This window comes from Rossellomorea sp. ABR4_004 (assembly GCF_056159585.1).
Genome location: NZ_JBSWVM010000001.1, coordinates 543788 through 563706, shown reverse-complemented (window position 1 = coordinate 563706; position 19919 = coordinate 543788). Strand labels below are relative to the sequence as shown.

The 19919-nt window shown below is 41.1% G+C and carries 19 protein-coding genes and 1 riboswitch; of the genes, 17 read left to right on the top strand and 2 right to left on the bottom strand.

All coding sequences use genetic code 11. The features are described from left to right. The first annotated feature begins 73 nt into the window (after nucleotides 1-73). Together lysA and ACXAF2_RS03125 are read left to right on the top strand one after the other, a co-directional pair. Nucleotides 74-1375 carry a diaminopimelate decarboxylase gene (gene lysA / locus ACXAF2_RS03130; RefSeq protein WP_475139081.1) on the top strand — a complete coding sequence of 434 codons (1302 nt, stop codon included), beginning with the start codon at nucleotides 74-76 and terminating at the stop codon, nucleotides 1373-1375. A gap of 363 nt (nucleotides 1376-1738) precedes the next feature. Beyond that, complete coding sequence (locus tag ACXAF2_RS03125) at nucleotides 1739-2113, top strand: GNAT family N-acetyltransferase (protein ID WP_475137332.1); 375 nt, start codon at nucleotides 1739-1741, stop codon at nucleotides 2111-2113. Nucleotides 2114-2141: 28 nt separating this feature from the next. On the opposite strand, the gene ACXAF2_RS03120 is transcribed toward ACXAF2_RS03125, so the two are convergent. Next, nucleotides 2142-2663: a DUF309 domain-containing protein gene (locus ACXAF2_RS03120; protein ID WP_475137331.1), complete on the bottom strand. Its 522-nt coding sequence runs from the start codon at nucleotides 2661-2663 to the stop codon at nucleotides 2142-2144. Nucleotides 2664-2846: 183 nt separating this feature from the next. On the opposite strand from ACXAF2_RS03120, the gene ACXAF2_RS03115 reads away from it, so the two are divergent. The 15 genes from ACXAF2_RS03115 to ACXAF2_RS03045 all read left to right on the top strand — a co-directional run bounded on the left by ACXAF2_RS03115 (nucleotide 2847) and on the right by ACXAF2_RS03045 (nucleotide 19385). Next, the gene (locus ACXAF2_RS03115) at nucleotides 2847-3608 is read left to right on the top strand and encodes a segregation/condensation protein A (RefSeq protein WP_475137330.1); all 762 of its coding nucleotides are present in this window, start codon (nucleotides 2847-2849) and stop codon (nucleotides 3606-3608) included. Continuing rightward, the gene (gene scpB, locus ACXAF2_RS03110; protein ID WP_475137329.1) at nucleotides 3598-4191 is read left to right on the top strand and encodes an SMC-Scp complex subunit ScpB; all 594 of its coding nucleotides are present in this window, start codon (nucleotides 3598-3600) and stop codon (nucleotides 4189-4191) included. Before ACXAF2_RS03115 ends, scpB begins: the two co-directional genes overlap by 11 nt. Before the next feature lie 210 nt (nucleotides 4192-4401). After that, the gene (locus ACXAF2_RS03105) at nucleotides 4402-5562 is read left to right on the top strand and encodes a D-alanyl-D-alanine carboxypeptidase family protein (protein WP_475137328.1); all 1161 of its coding nucleotides are present in this window, start codon (nucleotides 4402-4404) and stop codon (nucleotides 5560-5562) included. Further along, the gene (locus ACXAF2_RS03100; RefSeq protein ID WP_148969506.1) at nucleotides 5555-6148 is read left to right on the top strand and encodes a nucleoside recognition domain-containing protein; all 594 of its coding nucleotides are present in this window, start codon (nucleotides 5555-5557) and stop codon (nucleotides 6146-6148) included. The genes ACXAF2_RS03105 and ACXAF2_RS03100 overlap by 8 nt, the downstream gene beginning before the upstream one ends. Beyond that, entirely contained in the window at nucleotides 6149-6676 is a 528-nt protein-coding gene (locus ACXAF2_RS03095; protein WP_044340130.1) for a spore maturation protein, read from the top strand. A gap of 750 nt (nucleotides 6677-7426) precedes the next feature. Continuing rightward, the gene (locus ACXAF2_RS03090; RefSeq protein ID WP_475137327.1) at nucleotides 7427-8158 is read left to right on the top strand and encodes a pseudouridine synthase; all 732 of its coding nucleotides are present in this window, start codon (nucleotides 7427-7429) and stop codon (nucleotides 8156-8158) included. A 259-nt stretch (nucleotides 8159-8417) separates the two neighbouring features. Beyond that, complete coding sequence (resA, locus tag ACXAF2_RS03085) at nucleotides 8418-8948, top strand: thiol-disulfide oxidoreductase ResA (protein WP_475137326.1); 531 nt, start codon at nucleotides 8418-8420, stop codon at nucleotides 8946-8948. A 34-nt stretch (nucleotides 8949-8982) separates the two neighbouring features. Further along, the gene (gene resB, locus ACXAF2_RS03080; protein ID WP_475137325.1) at nucleotides 8983-10650 is read left to right on the top strand and encodes a cytochrome c biogenesis protein ResB; all 1668 of its coding nucleotides are present in this window, start codon (nucleotides 8983-8985) and stop codon (nucleotides 10648-10650) included. Further along, entirely contained in the window at nucleotides 10634-11809 is a 1176-nt protein-coding gene (ccsB, locus tag ACXAF2_RS03075; RefSeq protein ID WP_475139079.1) for a c-type cytochrome biogenesis protein CcsB, read from the top strand. Before resB ends, ccsB begins: the two co-directional genes overlap by 17 nt. Nucleotides 11810-11925: 116 nt before the next feature. Further along, nucleotides 11926-12642, top strand: coding sequence for a response regulator transcription factor (locus ACXAF2_RS03070; protein ID WP_113967631.1), 717 nt, complete (start codon nucleotides 11926-11928; stop codon nucleotides 12640-12642). After that, on the top strand, nucleotides 12639-14405 hold the full coding sequence (locus ACXAF2_RS03065) for an ATP-binding protein (RefSeq protein ID WP_475137324.1): 1767 nt from the start codon (nucleotides 12639-12641) through the stop codon (nucleotides 14403-14405). Before ACXAF2_RS03070 ends, ACXAF2_RS03065 begins: the two co-directional genes overlap by 4 nt. 281 nt (nucleotides 14406-14686) lie before the next feature. After that, nucleotides 14687-15241, top strand: a complete 555-nt coding sequence (sigX, locus tag ACXAF2_RS03060) for an RNA polymerase sigma factor SigX (RefSeq protein WP_475137323.1) — start codon at nucleotides 14687-14689, stop codon at nucleotides 15239-15241. Beyond that, nucleotides 15213-16445, top strand: coding sequence for a hypothetical protein (locus tag ACXAF2_RS03055; protein ID WP_475137322.1), 1233 nt, complete (start codon nucleotides 15213-15215; stop codon nucleotides 16443-16445). Before sigX ends, ACXAF2_RS03055 begins: the two co-directional genes overlap by 29 nt. Before the next feature lie 1060 nt (nucleotides 16446-17505). Beyond that, the gene (locus ACXAF2_RS03050; protein ID WP_475137321.1) at nucleotides 17506-18414 is read left to right on the top strand and encodes a M23 family metallopeptidase; all 909 of its coding nucleotides are present in this window, start codon (nucleotides 17506-17508) and stop codon (nucleotides 18412-18414) included. Between the two features lie 114 nt (nucleotides 18415-18528). Further along, nucleotides 18529-18662: riboswitch (FMN riboswitch) on the top strand. Between the two features lie 153 nt (nucleotides 18663-18815). After that, nucleotides 18816-19385 (top strand): ECF transporter S component, encoded by a 570-nt coding sequence (locus tag ACXAF2_RS03045; protein WP_475137320.1) that lies wholly within the window; start codon nucleotides 18816-18818, stop codon nucleotides 19383-19385. 105 nt (nucleotides 19386-19490) lie between these two features. On the opposite strand, the gene ACXAF2_RS03040 is transcribed toward ACXAF2_RS03045, so the two are convergent. Beyond that, nucleotides 19491-19739 (bottom strand): ferredoxin, encoded by a 249-nt coding sequence (locus tag ACXAF2_RS03040; protein ID WP_048005917.1) that lies wholly within the window; start codon nucleotides 19737-19739, stop codon nucleotides 19491-19493. Between the last annotated feature and the right edge of the window lie 180 nt (nucleotides 19740-19919).

The following is a 19919-nucleotide window of genomic DNA, read 5'->3' as shown; positions in this document are numbered from 1 at the left end:
ATTGCAACAACTCTCATTCTGTGGTAAATTACGTTTAATTAGCAGAGCATTTAAGAGGGGAATGAGACGTTTCATGCATCTTCATGGATCAGCAGAAATAAAAAATGGTCATTTAAAGATAGGAGGGGTCAGTACCTTAGAACTGGCAAAACAGTACGGTACACCCCTTTATGTTTATGACGTTGCACTCATTAGAGAACGGGCAAGAGACTTTAAAGAAACATTTGATTCCCTTGGAGTGAAAGCGGAAGTTGCCTATGCCAGTAAGGCATTTTCATGTATCGCGGTCTTTCAATTGATGAAAGAAGAGGGATTATCACTGGATGTGGTTTCAGGAGGGGAGTTGTACACTGCCTTAAAAGCAGGATTCCCCCCTGAACGCATCCATTTTAATGGGAATAATAAATCTGAAGAAGAACTGATGATGGCTATTGAAAACAACATAGGCTGCATTGTCGTCGATAATTTCTACGAGCTGAAACTTGTGAATGCCGTCTCACAATCCACTGAAAAAGTGACGAAGGTTTTATTAAGAGTGACGCCTGGGATAGAAGCCCATACTCATGATTATATTTTAACCGGACAAGAGGATTCCAAATTCGGATTCGATTTGGAGAATGGTCAAGCCCGGGATGCCATGAAAATGGCGATGAGCTATGACGGTATTGAATGGTTAGGTCTTCATTGCCATATAGGCTCTCAAATATTCGAGACGACAGGCTTCATTCTTGCAGCAAAAAAGATTATTGAGAAGGTGGCAAAATGGAAATCTCAATATGATTATGATCCGAGAGTGATCAACTTAGGCGGTGGATTTGGGATTCGATATACCAAAGATGATGACCCGATTCCGCCTGCACAATATGTGAAGGAAATGATTGCGGCTGTAAAACAGGAAGTGGAGAGATACAATCTTGAAATGCCGGAGATTTGGATCGAGCCGGGCCGTTCCCTTGTTGGTGATGCAGGGACCAGCCTGTATACATTGGGGTCAAGAAAAGAAGTGCCCAACATCCGAAAGTACTTAGCCATTGATGGGGGAATGAGTGATAATATAAGACCGGCACTATACAAGGCAAAATATGAAGCGGTGATTGCGAATAAAGCAGATCATCCCCCTGAAGAAACCGTGTCAATCGCTGGTAAATGTTGTGAATCCGGAGATATGTTGATTTGGGATTTACCCCTCCCTCAATCAGAAGCTGGTGACACTCTTGCTGTGTTCTGCACTGGTGCATATGGGTATTCAATGGCGAATAACTACAATCGTATTCCCCGTCCCGCTGTCGTATTTGTCGAGAATGGAGAAGCAAGATTAGCTGTTCAAAGAGAGACATACGAGGATATGATTTCACTCGATCTAACGTTTAAATAAGCCGGAAACATAGTCTTTAAGTATATCGTACTTAAAGACTACTTTTTTTGCATATTTAATTACATACTTTAACAAATAGTGATTTTACTATACAATAACAATGACATATATAGATGAATATAGTGTAGACAAAGGAGTCATTTATGAAGATCAGCAATAAGGGATTGTTCTTGCTTTTGTTGGTATCTGGCATAGTATGGGGAGTCATCTACTGGCTGTTCCTGGCTGGAAACTGATTGGTTAAAGTTGATTAATAAAAGTAAATTTAGTAAGATAAATAAACGTTCATATCAATTAAATTTCTAGTTTTTGTCTATAATAGGAAATAGATAGATTAGACATAAAACATAACGAGGGGTAAATATGTTAATTCGGTATAAAAAGGCGTTTGAAAAGATCGCAATGGGATTATTATCTTTCATGCCAAATGAAAAGGATTTGAAGAAGCTTCAACAGACGATGAAGCAATACGAAACTGAAGATAATTGGCAGCTCTTTTTATGGAAAGAAGAGGACATAGTAGGTTTAATTGGAGTATTCAGGACAGATAGTACGTTAGAAATTCAGCATATATCCGTTAATCCATCCCATCGGCACGAAGGAATTGGGAAATCAATGGTGAAGCATCTTAGAGACATGCACTCTGAACATGAAGTGAAGCCGAATTCAGAGACCGCTTCATTTTTTGAGAAGTGTGATGATATCGACCAAGAGAACGTATTAGGCGAAGAACAATAAAGAGGACGGCCACCGGATCAGCAGGTGGTCAGCCTCTTTTTTTTCGTTGTAACGCATTTTTTCGTTCTAAAATCACTTCTGAACGGTCACGCAGCGAATGACGATGAATGAGCTCGATATTGTTTAAATCACTTGGAGAACACCAGGAGTACCCATTGTCCTCACACAGTGATTGGACCTGCTTTTGTAGAGTCGAATCTGTCAGGGGGATATTGATGCTCTCATAGGGCTGATTGGTACTTAGTCCATGACTGATATTAACGAGCTTTTCCTGAAGTTTACCAGGGTGGATCCCTAATCGGGAAAGTTCATCCTGATTCAGTTCGGTATTTTGAACGGCTTTCTTAAGTGTCCGGGCTGCTCCTGAAAGATTACCCCTTCTGTAATGATACAAACCCACAGCAATCTGGATTAAACCCACCCAATGGGAAGAACGGTTCTTAGGATCCACATGTTTCCAATATTCTTCCAACACTTCATGGCACTCGAAGTAATCACGATTTCCATGGAAATACATTAAGAATTCTAAGTAAGGTCTAGGATAAACCATGTGAGTCCCTCCTTTATTATGAAATAACGTTTGAGTACTTAAAGTGTAGCATATTCTCCATCTTTGCCAAAACGACATGTACATCCTCTTTATGCAAAAACTTTCTATTGGAGAATAGTGGTCAATCTACTATACTATTAAGTAGCGATCAGGAATGACTGTAATTAGAAATTTGGTGATAAAGTGGAATACAATGTGAAGATTGACGCTTTTGAAGGTCCGTTAGATCTTCTTTTGCATCTGATTAATTCGTTGGAAATTGATATATATGATATTCCTATGGCTCAAATTACTGAGCAGTATATGTTATATGTACATACGATGAAGAATTTGCAACTTGATGTTGCCAGTGAGTACTTAGTGATGGCCGCTACATTATTGGCGATTAAAAGTAAAATGCTCCTCCCTAAACATGATGACGGCCTTTTAAATGATGAAATTGAATTCGAAGAGGAAGATCCCCGTGATGAATTGGTTGAGCGATTGATTGAGTATCGCAAGTTTAAAGAAGCTGCCAATGAGCTGAAGCACCGTGAGGAAGAACGGGGACAGGTGTATACGAAACCTCCTAGTGACCTTTCGGAATTTACGGAAGAGGCGGATTTAAAGAATAGCGAAGTTCAAGTATCTCTATATGATATGTTAGGAGCTTTTCATAAATTATTGAGGCGCAAGAAACTGCAAAGGCCAGTGCAAACCAGAATAACCAGACAGGAAATATCCATTGAGAAAAGAATGAGTGATATTCTTCATAGTCTGCGAAATATCAAAGAGCGTACACCCTTTACTAGTCTTTTCCCGTCTGATAATAAAGAACATCTCGTTGTTACTTTCCTTGCCGTGCTTGAATTGATGAAGAGAAAGCAGATCATTGTCAATCAAGAAAAAAACTTCACGGAAATATTTGTTGAAGCAGGAGAGGAGGTAGGTCTAGTTGAACAGTAGTAATTGGAAAGGGATCCTCGAAAGCTTATTGTTTGCAGCCGGTGATGAAGGTCTTTCACTTAAGCAAGTTTGTTCTGTGTTGGAAATCGGTGATCAGGAAGCGATGGATGTGATTGAGGAGCTAAAGTCGGATTACGAAAAGGATCCCAATCGGGGGATTTATATGATTGAGATAGCAGACACCTTTCAATTGGTGACAAAAAAAAGCAACGCCGATTACTTAAAGAAATTGGTTGAGTCACCAAATGTCAGTTTTTTATCGCAAGCAGCTCTTGAAACACTTGCGATTGTCGCTTATAAGCAACCCATCACGAGGATGGAGATTGAACAAATCAGAGGTGTCAAAACCGAGCGTCCCATTCAGACCCTTACATCAAAAGGGCTCGTGAAGGAAGTTGGAAGAGCAGAAGGGACAGGTCGTGCCTACTTATTTGGTACGACAAAAGAATTTCTGGACTATTTTGGTTTAAAAAGAATAGAAGAACTCCCTCCCCTCCCTGAAAATATCGAGGATGAATTCATGCAGGATGAAGCGGACTTGTTTTTTGAGAAATTTCAAGAAACGATGGAATCGAAAGAGTAGGGCAAAAAGAAATATAAATGGACTGGCTTGGGACCGGTCCAAAAAGAATAGAATCACGAAAAAGACACAGCAGAGGTTCTCTGCTGTGTCTTTTTCGTGGGTTAATTGCCAGTAATTGAACCTAAGCGTGAATTCCGGATTTTCATTCATATTACCCCTTGTCCTGCATAAACTTGTACAAACACGTTAGAATTAAAGGAGTAGATGGGTGTGAAGCGAAAGAGAGTGAAATATTACATATATTATATTCTTATCCTCACCTTGCTATTTGTAGTGGTTTCCAATGAAGTTCAGGCCGCACCTTCTGTTAGTTCACAGCGGGCGATTTTAATGGATCAGGAGACGGGGCGGATTCTGTATGAAAAGGATGCCCATAGCCAAAGTCGGATTGCAAGCATCACAAAAATCATGACGGCGATTCTTGCGGTTGAATCCGGAATGATGGATAAAGAAGTAACGGTATCTTCGAATGCAGCGGGAACGGAAGGTTCGTCCCTTTACTTAAAAGCGGGAGAGAAAATCAAGTTGGAAGATCTCGTTTACGGGCTTATGTTGAGATCCGGGAATGATGCAGCAGTCGCTATCGCAGAATCTGTTGGAGGAAGTCTTGATGGGTTTGCTTATATGATGAATGAAAAGGCGAATGAAATCGGTATGAAAAATACGCATTTCTCCAATCCCCATGGTCTCGATGATCATGAAGACCACTATTCCACTGCTTACGATATGGCAGTTCTGACAAGATATTCAATGGAGAATGAAGTATACAAGGAAATTTCAGGAACGAAAGTGCATACAGCTCCAAACCCGGAAGAAAAATGGGATCGTAAGTGGAAGAACAAAAATAGATTATTAACAGAATTGTATAAACATAGTACGGGTGGGAAAACGGGATATACAAAACTAGCCAAAAGAACGCTTGTGTCCACTGCTTCCAAGGATGGGGAGAACCTGATAGCCGTTACACTCAATGGGCCCGATGATTGGAATGATCATATCGGAATGTTTGAATACGGGTTTAAGCAATATGATTATAAGATCGTCCTGGAAGAAGGTACGATTGAAAAAATGGATGACGATATTTACAAGGATCATGCCTATCTTAAACGGGAGTCCGTTCTAACCCTTAAAGATGATGAAGTGGATGATGTGAAGGTAGAGTACAAAATGTTAAAGCCTAAAGAGGAATGGTTAAAGAATAAAAATGTACCTGAAGTAGTAGGGAAGGCTGTCGTGTATTTAGAAGACCAAGAAGTAGATACTCTTCCGGTTTTCTTTAAAACAACGGATGAAGCTGAAAAAGAAAAGAGCTGGTGGAAATTCTGGGCCTATTCCTTTGAGTCCTTGATAGGAGTCAGGGATCATGGTTAATCTCATTTGGGTGGGGATGACCATCATCGGTTTAGTGTTCGCTATAATCAATGGCAAGATGAAGGAAGTAAACGAAGCCATTTTCACTTCTGCAAATGAAGCCGTTACCCTCTGTATAGGGTTGGTCAGTGTATTGGTGTTTTGGTTGGGAATCATGAGGATTGCCCAGGAAGCGGGACTATTGGATAAGCTGGCCAGGCTGTTCAGGCCCTTTGTCACCCGGTTGTTTCCAGAGGTGCCTGATAATCATCCAGCGATGGGGTATATATTATCGAATATGATGGCCAATATGTTTGGTCTTGGAAATGCAGCAACACCTCTTGGGATTAAAGCGATGGAGCAATTAAAGGAGTTGAATGGTGGAAGAGACTATGCCAGCAGGTCGATGATTACCTTCTTAGCCATTAATACGTCGAGCCTTACCATCATACCAACAACGGTCATTGCAATCAGGATGAAATATGATTCTGCTTCCCCGACTGAAATTGTGGGACCAACCTTGATCGCGACCATGCTCTCGACCATAGGAGCCATATTGATAGACCGGTATTTTCATTATAGACGTACACGTAGAGAGGTGAAGTAGATGCAATGGATATCCACGATTTCATTATGGTTGATCCCCATTATGATCGGCTTCATTTTAATCTATGGAACACTCAAAAAGGTACCTACGTATGAAGTGTTCGTCGATGGGGGAAAAGAAGGCATTAAAATTGCCGTGTCCATCATTCCATTTCTCATTGGGATGCTTGTAGCCATAACTATTTTTAGAGAATCAGGGGCACTTGAGTTCTTCGTGAACCTCATCCGTCCGGGATTGCTTGCACTCGGTATTCCACCTGAAATTGTGCCACTTGCCATTATCAGGCCAATTTCAGGAACAGCTGCCCTGGGTATGATGAGCGATATAGTGGCTACCCACGGGCCAGATTCCTTTATCGGAAGACTTGCATCAACCTTACAGGGAAGTACCGATACGACACTTTACGTACTGACCGTGTACTTCGGGGCAGTAGGGATCCGGAAGATGGGAGACGCCCTCAAAGTTGGATTACTAGCAGACGTCGTAGGAATCGTGGCTGCCATCTTCATCGTTACGGTTATGTTTTAAGGGTTGGTTTATATTAAAAAGGCGCTTTTCGAATAGTTTGTTGCTATTTCTAGAGAATAAAGTAGTGGATGACTTCCGCTCCAGGTTGCCATGGTGTTGCGGAGAGTCTCTTCAGTTGAGGAACTGGGGTCTCACCCGGTGGATTTAGGAACAATAGATCAAAAAATAATATTGTTGTTTTTCTATCTTTGGAATTCATATAAATTTTATCATTCTCTTAACCTGCTTCTTTCTTTTCATAACGATGAAAGTGGCAAGGTTTATGGAGATCTTATGCATGCCTTTCAAAGTCCTTTTTGGGTTATATTCCAAGGCATCCCTGACTTCGAGCCTCGCAACAATGTGAATTAGCTCAGAGTGGATTGTAGCGGAAGGCACTTGACTCCTGCGGGAAATAGAGGAAAGGTCGAGACCCCACAGGGCAAAGCCCGAGGAGGCTCGACTTCCTCCCCGGGGAATCTTGTGCCTGGAGCGGAAAGGAACGGTCCATATTTCAACACTACCACTTATGTAAAAAACAAAATCAGCGGAGCGGTTCCCCTCACCAACTAGCACACACTGATTGAAAGAGCACAGGCAGAAGATAAGTTAAAAACAACTTTCTTGTAAAAAATCTATTATAATGGAAACAATAAGGTATAAAGAAATCGACTGAAAAGGTCGATTTTTCTTTATACCTTTCTATTTTGTCTGGATTGTGTAATAATTCATGAAGACAAATGTATTGAAAATTAAAAGAGGTGAAATACCGTGGAACGATTACAAAAGGTTATTGCTCATAGTGGTGTAGCGTCACGACGAAAAGCGGAGCAATTAATTATAGAAGGTAAAGTAAAGGTCAATGGTGTAGTAGTGAAAGAATTAGGAACAAAGGTTTCCAATTCCGATAGAGTTGAAGTGACAGGGATTCAGATTGAAAGAGAAAATAAAGTATATTATATGCTCTATAAACCAAGAGGGGTCATTTCAGCTGTGACTGACGATAAAGACCGTCAAGTCGTTACGGATTTCTTCCCTGAAATACAAGAAAGAATCTATCCGGTAGGAAGACTGGATTATGAAACGTCAGGTATACTTCTTCTAACCAACGATGGGGATTTCGCTAACTCCCTGATGCATCCAAGTAACGAAATTGAAAAAACGTATGTAGCGAGATTAAAAGGAATCCCACCTAAGTTCAAAATTAGAGAACTTGAAAAAGGGGTTAAACTGGAAGACGGCATGACGGCTCCAGCAAAAGTGAAAGTATTAAGCATTGATAAGAAACAAGGAAAATCCATCGTCGAAATTACCATTCATGAGGGCAGAAACCGCCAAGTGCGCAGAATGTTCGAAGCCCTTGGATATCCGGTTCAAAAGCTGAAACGAGAAAGATATGCATTCCTGACTCTGCATGGTTTGAACGCAGGAGAAGGAAGGGAACTTACTCCACATGAAGTGAAACAGCTAAGAACACTTGCTGAAACGGGAACCATTCGATAAAGAATAACATGGAAAGTGTCACATATCCTTCATATAATTTACACTATCTATAAAGTGATAAATGATATAATGAGAAAGGAATTTTACCTTGAAATATAAGGGATATTTCCCTGCTTATTATGAAGGAATGGAACATTACATTATGGCAGGGACTGGTCTCATAAGTGAATTCTTATGACATCAGGCCCTTTGCTACTGTAAAGAGAGAAAAAACTTTTCCATTTTTTGAGAACGATTTCAATATGGGAGGCACACGTACATGGATAAGAAAAAACGCAGATTACTCATCCGGACCATCATCCTCATTGTACTGACTTCTGCGGTTGCATATACCTTATATGCAAACTTTACGAAGGATGAAAGAGGGAAGTTGAAGGTAGGGGATCAAGCGCCTGACTTTGTTTTGGAGGATATGGAAGGGAATAAACATCGTTTGTCCGACTATGAGGGCCAAGGGGTATTCCTGAATTTCTGGGGAACATGGTGCAAACCATGTGAAAGAGAAATGCCTTATATGAATAACCAATATGCGAAATATAAAGATCAAGGTGTACAGATATTGGCTGTTAATGTGGGGGAATCGGATTTTCTTATCAATCGTTTCGTATCGAAACACGGTTTAGAGTTCCCTATTGTAGTGGACGAGGAAGAAGAAGTTCAAAATGCATACGGCATTGATCCGTTACCAACGACCTTCCTCATTAACCCTCAAGGGAACATCGAAAAGATCATTACAGGAACGATGTCAGAAAACGATATCATTGAAGATTTAGAGAGCATTAAGCCTTAGTTCAGCAGTTTAACTTGATATAAGGAGTTTTAACATGAAAGAGATCAAATGTGTATGCGGTCATGTAAACCCGAATGGTACCGTTCTCTGCGAATCTTGTGGACGTGCTTTAACGGATGAAGCGAAGAACGAGAAGCTTCATGACATGCGATACGAGGGTAGTGCTAGACGTTCCCAAACGTATAACAAATCGATAGTCGATAAGATTTGGAATTTCTTTTCATCTGTTAAGGTTGGTGTATGGTTAATTGTCATCACACTTATCGCCTCTGCAGTCGGTACGATTTTGCCCCAGGAACAGTATATTCCGAATGGACAGCCGGCAAATGAATACTATGAAGATGTATACGGCTTTTTTGGAGAGTTATATTATACGTTAGGGTTCCATGATTTATATAGTTCATGGTGGTATCTATTATTAATCGCATCAATTGGAGTTTCCCTCGTGATCTGCAGTCTGGACCGGGTGATTCCCCTCTATCGTGCCCTCAAGAATCAACGTGTTTCCAGACATGTTGGTTTCCTGAAGCGTCAACGAATCTATGGGAAAACAGAAATGGTAGAGGTCAATGATTCTATAAGTAAGATCAGGGAAAAGTTAACTCAAAAAAAATACAAGATCCGGGAAGAAGACGGAAACATTCTTGCAGAGAAAAATCGTTTCTCGAGATGGGGTCCATATGTCAATCATATTGGTCTTATCATTTTCCTTTTCGGGGGCATGCTGCGATTCGTCCCCGGTATGTATATTGATGAAACCGTGTGGATCCGTGAAGGTGAAACAAGGGCGGTTCCTGGTACGAAACAGGAATATTACTTAGAAAATAAAGGGTTTACGTTAGAGACATACGACAAAGATAAAGACAAAGAAGTATTTGGGGAAGCCATTGATAAGAATGGAACCATCGCAAAGAATTTCCAGTCTGACGTAGTACTGTATAAAGAATCCGGAGATAAACTTCCAGGACAAACGGCTGACCGGGAAGTGGAAAAAGAAGATTCCATTAAAGTGAATCATCCCCTTAAATTCGGGAATTTCGCTGTCTATCAAACCAGTTACAAGTTAGACGAATTTAAAGCAATGTCCTTTACACTCAATAATAAAGAGTCAGGGGACAGCTTTGGTAAATTTACCGTCGACCTATTTGATCCTCAGAATACCTATGCATTTGAAGAAGGTTATAAAGTAGAATTGATGGGATATTATCCTGATTTCTCTGGATTTAATGAACAAGGAGAGCCGCAAACCAAGTCTCCTTTACCGAATAATCCTGCATTCCTTTTTAAATTGTTCTCTCCTGAAAAACCCGATGGTGAAGTGAGCTTTGTAGGAATCCAGCAAAACCTGGAACCACTTGGTGACAATCAATATAAATTGTCATTTGCGGGTGTTGAGACGAGAGATGTATCTGCTTTAACCGTTCATAAGGATCTCACTCTTTGGATATTGGCCGTTGGTGGAGCCATCTTTATGATAGGTGTCGTACAAGGGGCTTATTGGCACCACCGAAGAATCTGGATCAGGCGAAGTGAAGATGGAGTCATCGTAGCCGGTCATACGAATAAAAACTGGCATGGATTAAAAAATGAAATCAACTTCGTTTTGGAAGGTACCGGAATTCAGGAGCCTGAAGATCAACAACAAAAAGACGAAGTAAGGAGGAATGAGGATGTCAACGATAACAATGGCAGAGTGGAGTAGTAATTTACTCTATGTATCCTTCATGATGTATTTGATTGCTACGTTGTTTTTTGGTGGCAGTATCCGCCAAAAAAATACAACTGAAACGAATCAGCAAAAATGGGGCTTGATTGGAATTGTTTTAACCCTTATCGGATTTACCTCTCAATTAGGTTACTTCTTTTTAAGATGGGGAGCAGCAGGACACGCTCCAGTAAGTAATTTATTTGAATTCACAACCTTTTTCGGAATGACGCTTGTAGGAGCATTTATCATTCTTTACTTTATGTATAAGACAACGATACTGGGTGTTATCGCATTACCGTTTGCACTATTGGTGATCGCCTATGCCAGTATGTTTCCTAAAGACATTAGTCCATTGATTCCTGCTCTTCAAAGTGATTGGTTGAAAATCCACGTCACAACTGTTTCAGCAGGAGAAGCGATTTTATCCATCAGTTTTGTGGCAGGGTTAATCTATTTATTGAAATCAGTACAGCATACAAAAGGAAGCAGGCAATCGTTTTGGCTTGAAACCGTCATGTATTCTTTAGTTGTCGTATTAGGGTTTATTGTGGCATCAACGGCCTTTACCCTGGGGAATTACGAAGCGAACTTTCAATATGTCAATCAAGAAGGGGCCGAAGCGATTTCTGAATACACACTCCCGGCTCTTGTCGGACCCAATGAAGGCCAATTATTAACCGACAACGTAATGAAGCCACTGGTTGAAATGCCCGCCCTTATTAACGCTAAGAAACTTAATACCGTTATTTGGTCGTTTCTGATAGGAACTGGAATTTATCTTCTATTACGCTTAATCTTCAGAAAGCGAATAGCTGCGAAATTACAGCCTTTGGTGAAAAATGTGAATCTGGACCTGATGGACGAAATCGGTTACCGCTCGGTATTAATCGGCTTTCCGGTCTTTACATTGGGAGGGCTTATCTTCGCAATGATCTGGGCTCAGATTGCCTGGACTCGATTCTGGGGATGGGACCCCAAAGAAGTATGGGCATTAATTACATTCTTATTCTATGCAGCATTTTTGCATCTGCGCCTCTCTAAAGGGTGGCACGGTGAGAAGTCTGCATGGTTAGCCGTCATCGGGGTTGCCATTATTCTATTCAACCTGGTGGCTGTTAACCTCATCATCGCAGGACTGCATTCATATGCTTAAATAACGAACGGGAGGGAGCTGACTATAACGAGAGTGATATTCTCTTTGAGTCAGCTTCTTTTTTCATATAAAATATAGGATAATATGGTTTAATTAGACAAAAGGGGGATGTACCCATGGAGGAAAATATTCGAATTTTAGTTGTAGATGATGAAGACCGGATTCGCAGACTATTAAAGATGTATCTTGAAAGAGAAAACTATGAAATTGATGAAGCGGAAAATGGAGAAGAAGCCTTGGCGCTTGCTCTGGAGAATAATTACGACTGTATCTTACTGGATATCATGATGCCGGGAATGGATGGAATCGAAGTATGTAAGTACCTTCGTGAAAAGAAAGCGACACCCGTGATCATGCTTACTGCCAAGGGAGAAGAAGTGAACAGAGTGCAAGGGTTCGAAGTGGGAACCGATGATTACATAGTGAAACCTTTTTCCCCTCGCGAAGTGGTACTGAGAGTGAAAGCGTTATTAAGACGCTCTTCAAAGACAAGCTTTATTCAAACAGATGCCAAGGCAAAGGACCTGATTGTCTATCCTCATCTTACGATTGATAATGATGCCCATCGGGTAACCGCTGACGGTAAAGATGTGAACTTAACACCAAAAGAATACGAGCTCCTATATTTCCTTGCAAAAGCTCCTGACAAAGTGTTTGACCGCGAGCACCTGCTTAAGGAAGTGTGGCATTATGAATTCTTCGGCGACCTGCGTACGGTCGATACCCATGTGAAACGATTAAGAGAAAAACTGAATAAAGTATCCGAGATGGCTGCAAAGATGATTGTTACCGTATGGGGAGTAGGCTACAAGTTCGAGGTAACAAATGAATGAGGCTATGGCGTAGTGTTGTAGGGAAGCTGTGGCTAACGATTCTGCTCTTGGTTTCCTTTGTGTTATTCATCCTTACGATTCTTTTATTGGAATTCTTTCAAAACTATCACGTTGATGTGGTCGAAAAGGAATTAACCCAAACAGCTGAAAAAGTGGCGAGAGTCATTGAGAATCATAAAGACCTGGAGCTGGGGATGGAACTGGGGAAAGAAATCATCGATGATCCAGTCAATATCATTATTTCATTAGAACAAAATGAATCACTATATTCCCAGGATTCTTCTGCGTTTCAAAAGAATATTCATGAGTATATTTCAAGTGATAAACAACTTCAATCGGTGAAAACAAAAGAGATCACCATTAAGAAAGAGATTGAATTATCCTCGGAAATGTCATCGAACAGATATGAAAATGTCATCATTGTAGGGACTCCTCTTCATATTGATGAAGAAGATGGAGCGGTTTATCTCTATCAGTCTCTTGGTGTTATTAAAGATACAACCCGTCAAACAACGAAACTGATCTTGCTTGCTGCCGGGATTGCCATCATTCTAACGACTATCTTTGCTTTTTTCCTTTCCACACGTATCACTGCACCACTAAGGAAAATGCGGGAAGCAGCCTTTGAGGTAGCAAAGGGTAAGTTTGATACAAAGGTTCCGATTTTGACGAAGGATGAAATAGGTGAACTCGCAACAGGTTTTAACCAAATGGGCAGGCAGCTTAAGTTTCACATAAACGCATTAAGCCAGGAGAAGGAGCAGCTCTCCTCTATTTTGAGCAGTATGGCTGATGGAGTGATCACCTTTAATCGGGACGGCACGATCTTGATCACTAATCCACCTGCCGATCGATTCCTGCAGCATTGGTATTATGAGCAAAGTGAAAACAGTGAGGAAGCCATCCCTACTACTGTAAAAGAATTATTGCAGAGCGTGGTCGTTACAGAAATGGAGCAGACAGGTGAATTGAGTCTGCAGGGGCGTTCGTATGTGGTGATTATCAGTCCTCTCTACAATAACAACAACATCAGGGGAGCCGTGGCGGTGGTGCGCGATATGACAGAAGAGAGAAGGCTGGATAAGCTTCGGAAAGACTTTATCGCCAATGTCTCTCATGAACTCCGTACGCCAATCTCTATGCTTCAAGGATATAGTGAAGCGATCGTTGATGATATTGCGGAAACAGAAGAAGAAAAGAAAGAGATAGCACGAATTATTTATGATGAGTCATTGCGAATGGGGCGTCTGGTCAATGACCTTCTGGATTTGGCCCGTATGGAAGCGGGGCATATCACGTTAAATAAAGATGTCATCGGTGTCATGCCTTTCACCGAAAGAGTAACGAATAAATTTATTGGACTGGCCAAAGAAAAAAAGGTATCCGTATACTTTGAAAGTGACGTAGGAATCAAAAATGAAATTCACATGGATCCGGACCGAATTGAACAAGTATTAACCAATCTTATTGATAATGCATTAAGACATACTCCTACTGATGGAGAAGTAACCGTTTCCCTGACGGAAAGCAAGGGTGGTTATTTATTCAACGTAAAAGACACGGGTTCCGGGATTCCTGAAGAAGATCTTCCTTTCGTATTCGAGCGATTCTATAAAGCGGATAAAGCCAGAACAAGAGGGAAGTCCGGTACTGGTCTTGGCCTCGCGATCGCAAAGAACATCATTGAGTCCCATAAAGGTCATATCCAAGTACAAAGTAAAGTCGATCAAGGGACAACCTTCACTTTCTTTCTTCCCATTTAGCCAAGAATCGATGATATCCTTAGAAACTTGGCGATTTTTCTTGTTACATGGGAAACATTCTTTATTTTTTCACTGCGAGTAGAAAATGATGTTGAAAAAATGATGAAAATATGAGAAGTCAACAGGGGATAAGTACCTTGTTGACTTTTTGTTTGAAGTAATTTTGAGGGGAAACCTGTATTCAATATAAGTCTTTCCTTTTTCCCAGAAAAATACTATATTGATAGTGTGTAACTTTTTTACAGAAAAAACGACTAATAAATTGACGGGGAGGGACGCAAGTGGACTCCGTTTTTGAGAAATTATACACTGAGTATCATCAGGATGTCTTTCAGTTCCTTATATACATGGTGCAGAATAAGCAGCAGGCTGAAGATCTGGTGCAGGAAGTATATATCAGGGTGCTTAAATCGCATGAGCGTTTTGAAGGTAAAAGCTCAGAAAAAACGTGGCTTTTTTCGATCGCAAAAAATGTAGCCATCGATCATTTTAGAAAACAGAAGAACTGGAAGCATCGGATATTGGATAAATTCGATTGGAGCCGGAACGATGTGACAGACGATGGCGCACTCCCGGAAGAAATTACTGTAGCCAAGGAAGAAGTTCAGGTATTGTACGAATGTTTGAAAAACTGTTCGACGGATTATCGGATGGTCATTATTATGCGTTACTTACAAGAACTTTCAATTGTTGAAACATCTGAAGTCCTCGGCTGGTCTGAAAGTAAAGTGAAAACGACCCAGCATAGAGCCATAAAGTGGTTAAGAATTGAAATGAATCAACGGCTACCAAAGGAGGAAAGAGACATTGAAGCAGTCAGAATGGAAAGATCGTGATATAGAGGATCTCGTCAAAAAGCTTCCTCAAATCAAAGATGATCGAACTCCTCAATCAATCTATGCAAAAATAGAACGTCAGAACAAAAAGAAGTTTATTGCTTTTAACCGTTTTATTCCTACAGTAGCAGCGCTGGCAGCCATTTTCATCATGGTCATGCTTGCTCCAACCGTATTAAATCAATTCAATGAAAATAGTATGGAAAATTCAGAAATGAAATCAACGGAGTCTTCAAATGGAGAGTCAACAACGAATTCAGCACAAGGATCCTTGGCGAAATCAGATGATAAATCAGAAATGATATATGATGACGCCGATAAAGACCAAATGACAGTTGAAAAGGAGCCTAGTTCGGCTGAGACTGAAAAAGACCTTCAACCAGCTACGGCAGAAAGATTATCTTTATATGAAGAAGACTTGGAAGGGCAGGACTACTATTCTTATGGACTCGTTTCACCGGAAGCGGTACCTGTTCCTATTTCAATTGTCGATCGCCCGGTAAATGGGGAAGAAGGCTGGTTGACCCGTCATGAAGAAATTGCAGGTGAACTACCCGAAGGTGAGTGGGGGATGGAAGAATTTCTCCCGTTAAAAGGCAAATTTACATTGGGTGAAAACAAAGTCATTTTCACTTTGGATCCTGAGCATTCATATAGTGGCGGTAGTGCAGTGGAATACGCTTTTTACCATACTCTATTATATTCATTTCAGCATAAGGGGTTAGATGAAGTGGTTCTTCAAGAACAAGATGGCTCAGTTCCGGAATTTAGCTCCACCGGGGAATTCTCAAAAATCGATCTTAATGAAGATGCTCATACGGCTTATTACCTTTACTCGCCAAATGGAAGGGAACGCTTCCTCGTACCGGATAATATAAATAGAGGAAATGTCAAGGAGTCCATTCAGGCAATGAAAAGCTCAGAAACGAGCCTTTTCCAAAGTGTAATTCCTAAAAATATCAATATCAGTGTAACGGAATCAGATGAATATTTAATCATCAATTTCTTAAATGAACTGGACATAGAAACAATAGACAATGAAACAGCCATGGAAATGATTGAAGGTATTTTACTGACAAGCAAAAGCTCCGGGTATGAAAGAGTTCAATTTGAAAACATTAAACAGGAAAGCTGGAATGGATTCATGTTCAACGAGCCCATTGAGACTCCTATCAGCCCGAATAAGAAAACATTCGAAAATTAGTTATCAAAGAAAGACAGGAAGCGGAAAAGGAATCCGTTTCCGGTCTTTTTTTTTGTGTGGGGCATGCTAGTCGGGTCTGAACGAGCCGCCTCCGCTTTTGGGTGTCTAGCTGCGCCTCCTAGTCCCTCGAGGTCACTTTGGAAAAATGGCATAAGGCAAAGAACGCCTTTTGCCATTTTCCCAAAGTGCTTGTCGGGCCTGACCAGTCGGCTCCACATTTCCTATCATCCAGCTCCGGCGGCTAGCCCCTCGAGGTCATAAGCTAAATTGGCCAAGAAGGCAAAGAACGCCTTCTCGGCCAATTCATCTTATGCTTGTCGGGGCTGAACGAGCCGCCTCCGCTTTTGGGTGTCATCCAGCTCCGGCGGCTAGAGGCTCGAGGTCATAAGTCAAACATGCCAAAAAGGCAAAGTACGCCTTTTCGGCATGTTCGTCATATGCTTGTCGCCTCTGAACGAGCCGCCTCCGCTTTTGTGTCATCCAGCTCCGGCGGCTAGAGGCTCGAGGTCATAAGTCAAACAGGCCAAAAAGGCAAAGAACGCCTTTCCGGCCTGTTCGTCTTATGCTTGTCGCCTCTGAACGAGCCGCCTCCGCTTTTGTGTCATCCAGCTCCGGCGGCTAGAGGCTCGAGGTCATAGGTCAAACAGGCCAAAAAGGCAAAGAACGCCTTTCCGGCCTGTTCGTCTTATGCTTGTCGCCTCTGAACGAGCCGCCTCCGCTTTTGTGTCATCCAGCTCCGGCGGCTAGCCCCTCGAGGTCATAAGCTAAATTGGCCAAGAAGGCAAAGAACGCCTTCTCGGCCAATTCATCTTATGCTTGTCGGGTCTGAACGAGCCGCCTCCGCTTTTGGGTGTATATTTATCTCAGACTTAGACAAACTACTCAAAGGAAAATTATCTCATTCACTTGTGAATATTGAATGGAGGGTCTACATATAGTGGGGAGTGCATGAAATGATGGTGAGAAGGTAAGAATGGGTTAATAGACGAAAAGGCAGCGGACGTGAAGTTTCAGTAGGGAAGGAATAAGGTATTGCGTTAAATGGGTAAGGAGGACAAGCATGATTTTGGATTATGTAAGAAGGCTTTTAATCGTATTCCTGTTAGCATTGTGTGTGAGCATTATGTTCTTTACAGGAAAGATAGCGAAAGCGGAGACGAATAAGATCGTGGAGGAAACGGTATCCTGGACATTTCCTGTTGAAGGGATGATAACGGATTCATATGGTACAAGGTCTGGTACTCATAAAGGGATGGACATAGGAGGAGACATAGGCTCTCCTGTTTATTCTGTTGCCAAAGGTAAGGTGATTAGATCATATCTATCTCCAAGCTACGGACATGTGGTATTCATTAGGCATGAAAATGGGTATGAAACCGTTTATGCTCATCTTGAGAACCGCCTTGTTGAAGAAAATCAAGAAGTTGGCCAAGGTCAACAGCTTGGAAATTTAGGAAATACAGGCAGATCGACAGGAGCTCACCTGCATTTTGAGGTGCACAGGGGAGAATGGACGATTGATAAGATAAATGCAATCGATCCCTATATGGTATTTGGACAAGGTGAGGTCGGGCAGCTTGTATTTGCTCAGGAAAGGGATCCCTATCAGGCCGTGGGTGTTTCTGGAACAGCTGATATCACTCGTGATGTAAGTACGGAAGAAATTCATAATCATGAAAACATGGTAAATCATGTCGTACATAAGGGAGAAACCCTCTGGGGGATTTCTCAACAATACAATATATCAGTAGAGGATATTAAAAGTGCCAATGGATTAGATGAAACCAATTTGGAAATTAATCAAACGTTAGCCATCCCTCTGTCCGGTATTGGATATGTAGTGAAACAAGGGGACACCTTATACTCCATTTCAGTCGCACAAGGAGTCGATGTGAATGACTTGGTGGCTTGGAATGGATTGGATCTTAAGACACCTATATATCCTCAACAAGTATTAAACATACAATAATGGAAGCGTAAACCTGAATAGACCATGAGTAAACAAAAATATTTCGAATTCGAACTGTTTTCCTTCACATAACCACTGTCATTATGTATAATGAAAATGTATAAAAAAATAAAGATTCGTCTTCGGGGCAGGGTGAAATTCCCTACCGGCGGTGATGGGACATTTGTCTCTAAGCCCGCGAGCCTTCAGGGGCAGGATTTGGTGCGATTCCAAAGCCGACAGTATAGTCTGGATGGGAGAAGATGAAGGTTTATGCCAGAACGTTTAGAAATGGGAAGCTGAACGTTTATTAGGGTATGCCTTTACATTCTCCTAGATATACGTATCTAGGGGTTTTTTAATGCTACCTTTGGCTTGAGCTATCTTCGATATGAGATGAATCTCCTAAAGGAGAGAGGTTTATGAGAAAAATGAATACACGCACGTTTGTAACGGTTGGTATGTTAAGTGCCATATCCTATGTGTTAATGCTTTTTAACTTCCCAATACCACCATTTCCAAAGTTTTTAATGGTAGATTTCAGTGATGTGCCTGCATTGATTGCGACAGTGACATTAGGTCCTCTTGCAGGAATATTAGTTGAATTATTCAAGAACGTGATTGATTACATCATGACAGGAAGCGATACCGGCGTTCCGATTGGCCATGTTGCAAATTTTATGGCAGGAGTGCTTTTGATTCTTCCGACATATTATATTTATTCACGTTCACAATCTAAAAAAGGCTTGTTGATCGGACTTATCACAGGTACTGTGGTCATGAGTATCAGTATGGGAATTCTTAATTATTTTGTATTCCTTCCCGCATATAAATACTTCATGAATTTTGAACTGCCTGCTGAGGTTATCATTACAGGAATTGTTCCTTTCAACATCTTAAAAGGAATCCTTGTAACATCAGTCTTCATCTTACTATTTGTTCGTCTTCAAGGCTGGTTGGCAAGACAGACAGCCCTAAAGAAAGCGGCATAGTGCAAATATAAATAATAACCCCCTCAATTTCATTTGAGGGGGTTTTCTAATGTCATCAGCACAAAAAGAAAAAGCTAAGGGGAAATTCCCTTAGCTTCGGAACTGCTATTCAAATTTAAGTGCATCCCCGTCGAATGGCTCGTCAGCTACTTTAATGGAATCTGTAGGACAACCTTCGAATGCATCAACCATATCATCTTCTAATACGTCAGGAACTTCGACCGTCCCCTGGTTATCATCTAATGTTACAAATGCAATACCTTCATCATCATAGTCATAAATATCTGGAGCAGCAGCTCCACACGCTCCACATGCAATGCATGTATCCTTGTCGACGATTGTATATTTTGGCAAAGAAAAAACCTCCCGAATAAATAATTCTATATAATTCATCATTATACACAATGTAAGTTTGTGAAAAATCACTTAATGTTTATTTTATAGAGGATTGTATAACTTTTCAATAGTTAGGTGGTTTCTTTTTATTTTTATCCTATATATGAAAAACAAAACATGGTTAAACAACAAATTCAT

Bases quoted from the DNA above. Each gene is read 5' to 3' on its own strand.
- lysA (WP_475139081.1), top strand. From the start codon at position 74: ATGCATCTTCATGGATCAGCAGAAATAAAAAATGGTCATTTAAAGATA.
- ACXAF2_RS03125 (WP_475137332.1), top strand. From the start codon at position 1,739: ATGTTAATTCGGTATAAAAAGGCGTTTGAAAAGATCGCAATGGGATTA.
- ACXAF2_RS03120 (WP_475137331.1), bottom strand. From the start codon at position 2,663: ATGGTTTATCCTAGACCTTACTTAGAATTCTTAATGTATTTCCATGGA.
- ACXAF2_RS03100 (WP_148969506.1), top strand. From the start codon at position 5,555: ATGGTTAATCTCATTTGGGTGGGGATGACCATCATCGGTTTAGTGTTC.
- ACXAF2_RS03095 (WP_044340130.1), top strand. From the start codon at position 6,149: ATGCAATGGATATCCACGATTTCATTATGGTTGATCCCCATTATGATC.
- resA (WP_475137326.1), top strand. From the start codon at position 8,418: ATGGATAAGAAAAAACGCAGATTACTCATCCGGACCATCATCCTCATT.
- resB (WP_475137325.1), top strand. From the start codon at position 8,983: ATGAAAGAGATCAAATGTGTATGCGGTCATGTAAACCCGAATGGTACC.
- ccsB (WP_475139079.1), top strand. From the start codon at position 10,634: ATGGCAGAGTGGAGTAGTAATTTACTCTATGTATCCTTCATGATGTAT.
- ACXAF2_RS03070 (WP_113967631.1), top strand. From the start codon at position 11,926: ATGGAGGAAAATATTCGAATTTTAGTTGTAGATGATGAAGACCGGATT.
- ACXAF2_RS03065 (WP_475137324.1), top strand. From the start codon at position 12,639: ATGAGGCTATGGCGTAGTGTTGTAGGGAAGCTGTGGCTAACGATTCTG.
- ACXAF2_RS03050 (WP_475137321.1), top strand. From the start codon at position 17,506: ATGATTTTGGATTATGTAAGAAGGCTTTTAATCGTATTCCTGTTAGCA.
- ACXAF2_RS03045 (WP_475137320.1), top strand. From the start codon at position 18,816: ATGAGAAAAATGAATACACGCACGTTTGTAACGGTTGGTATGTTAAGT.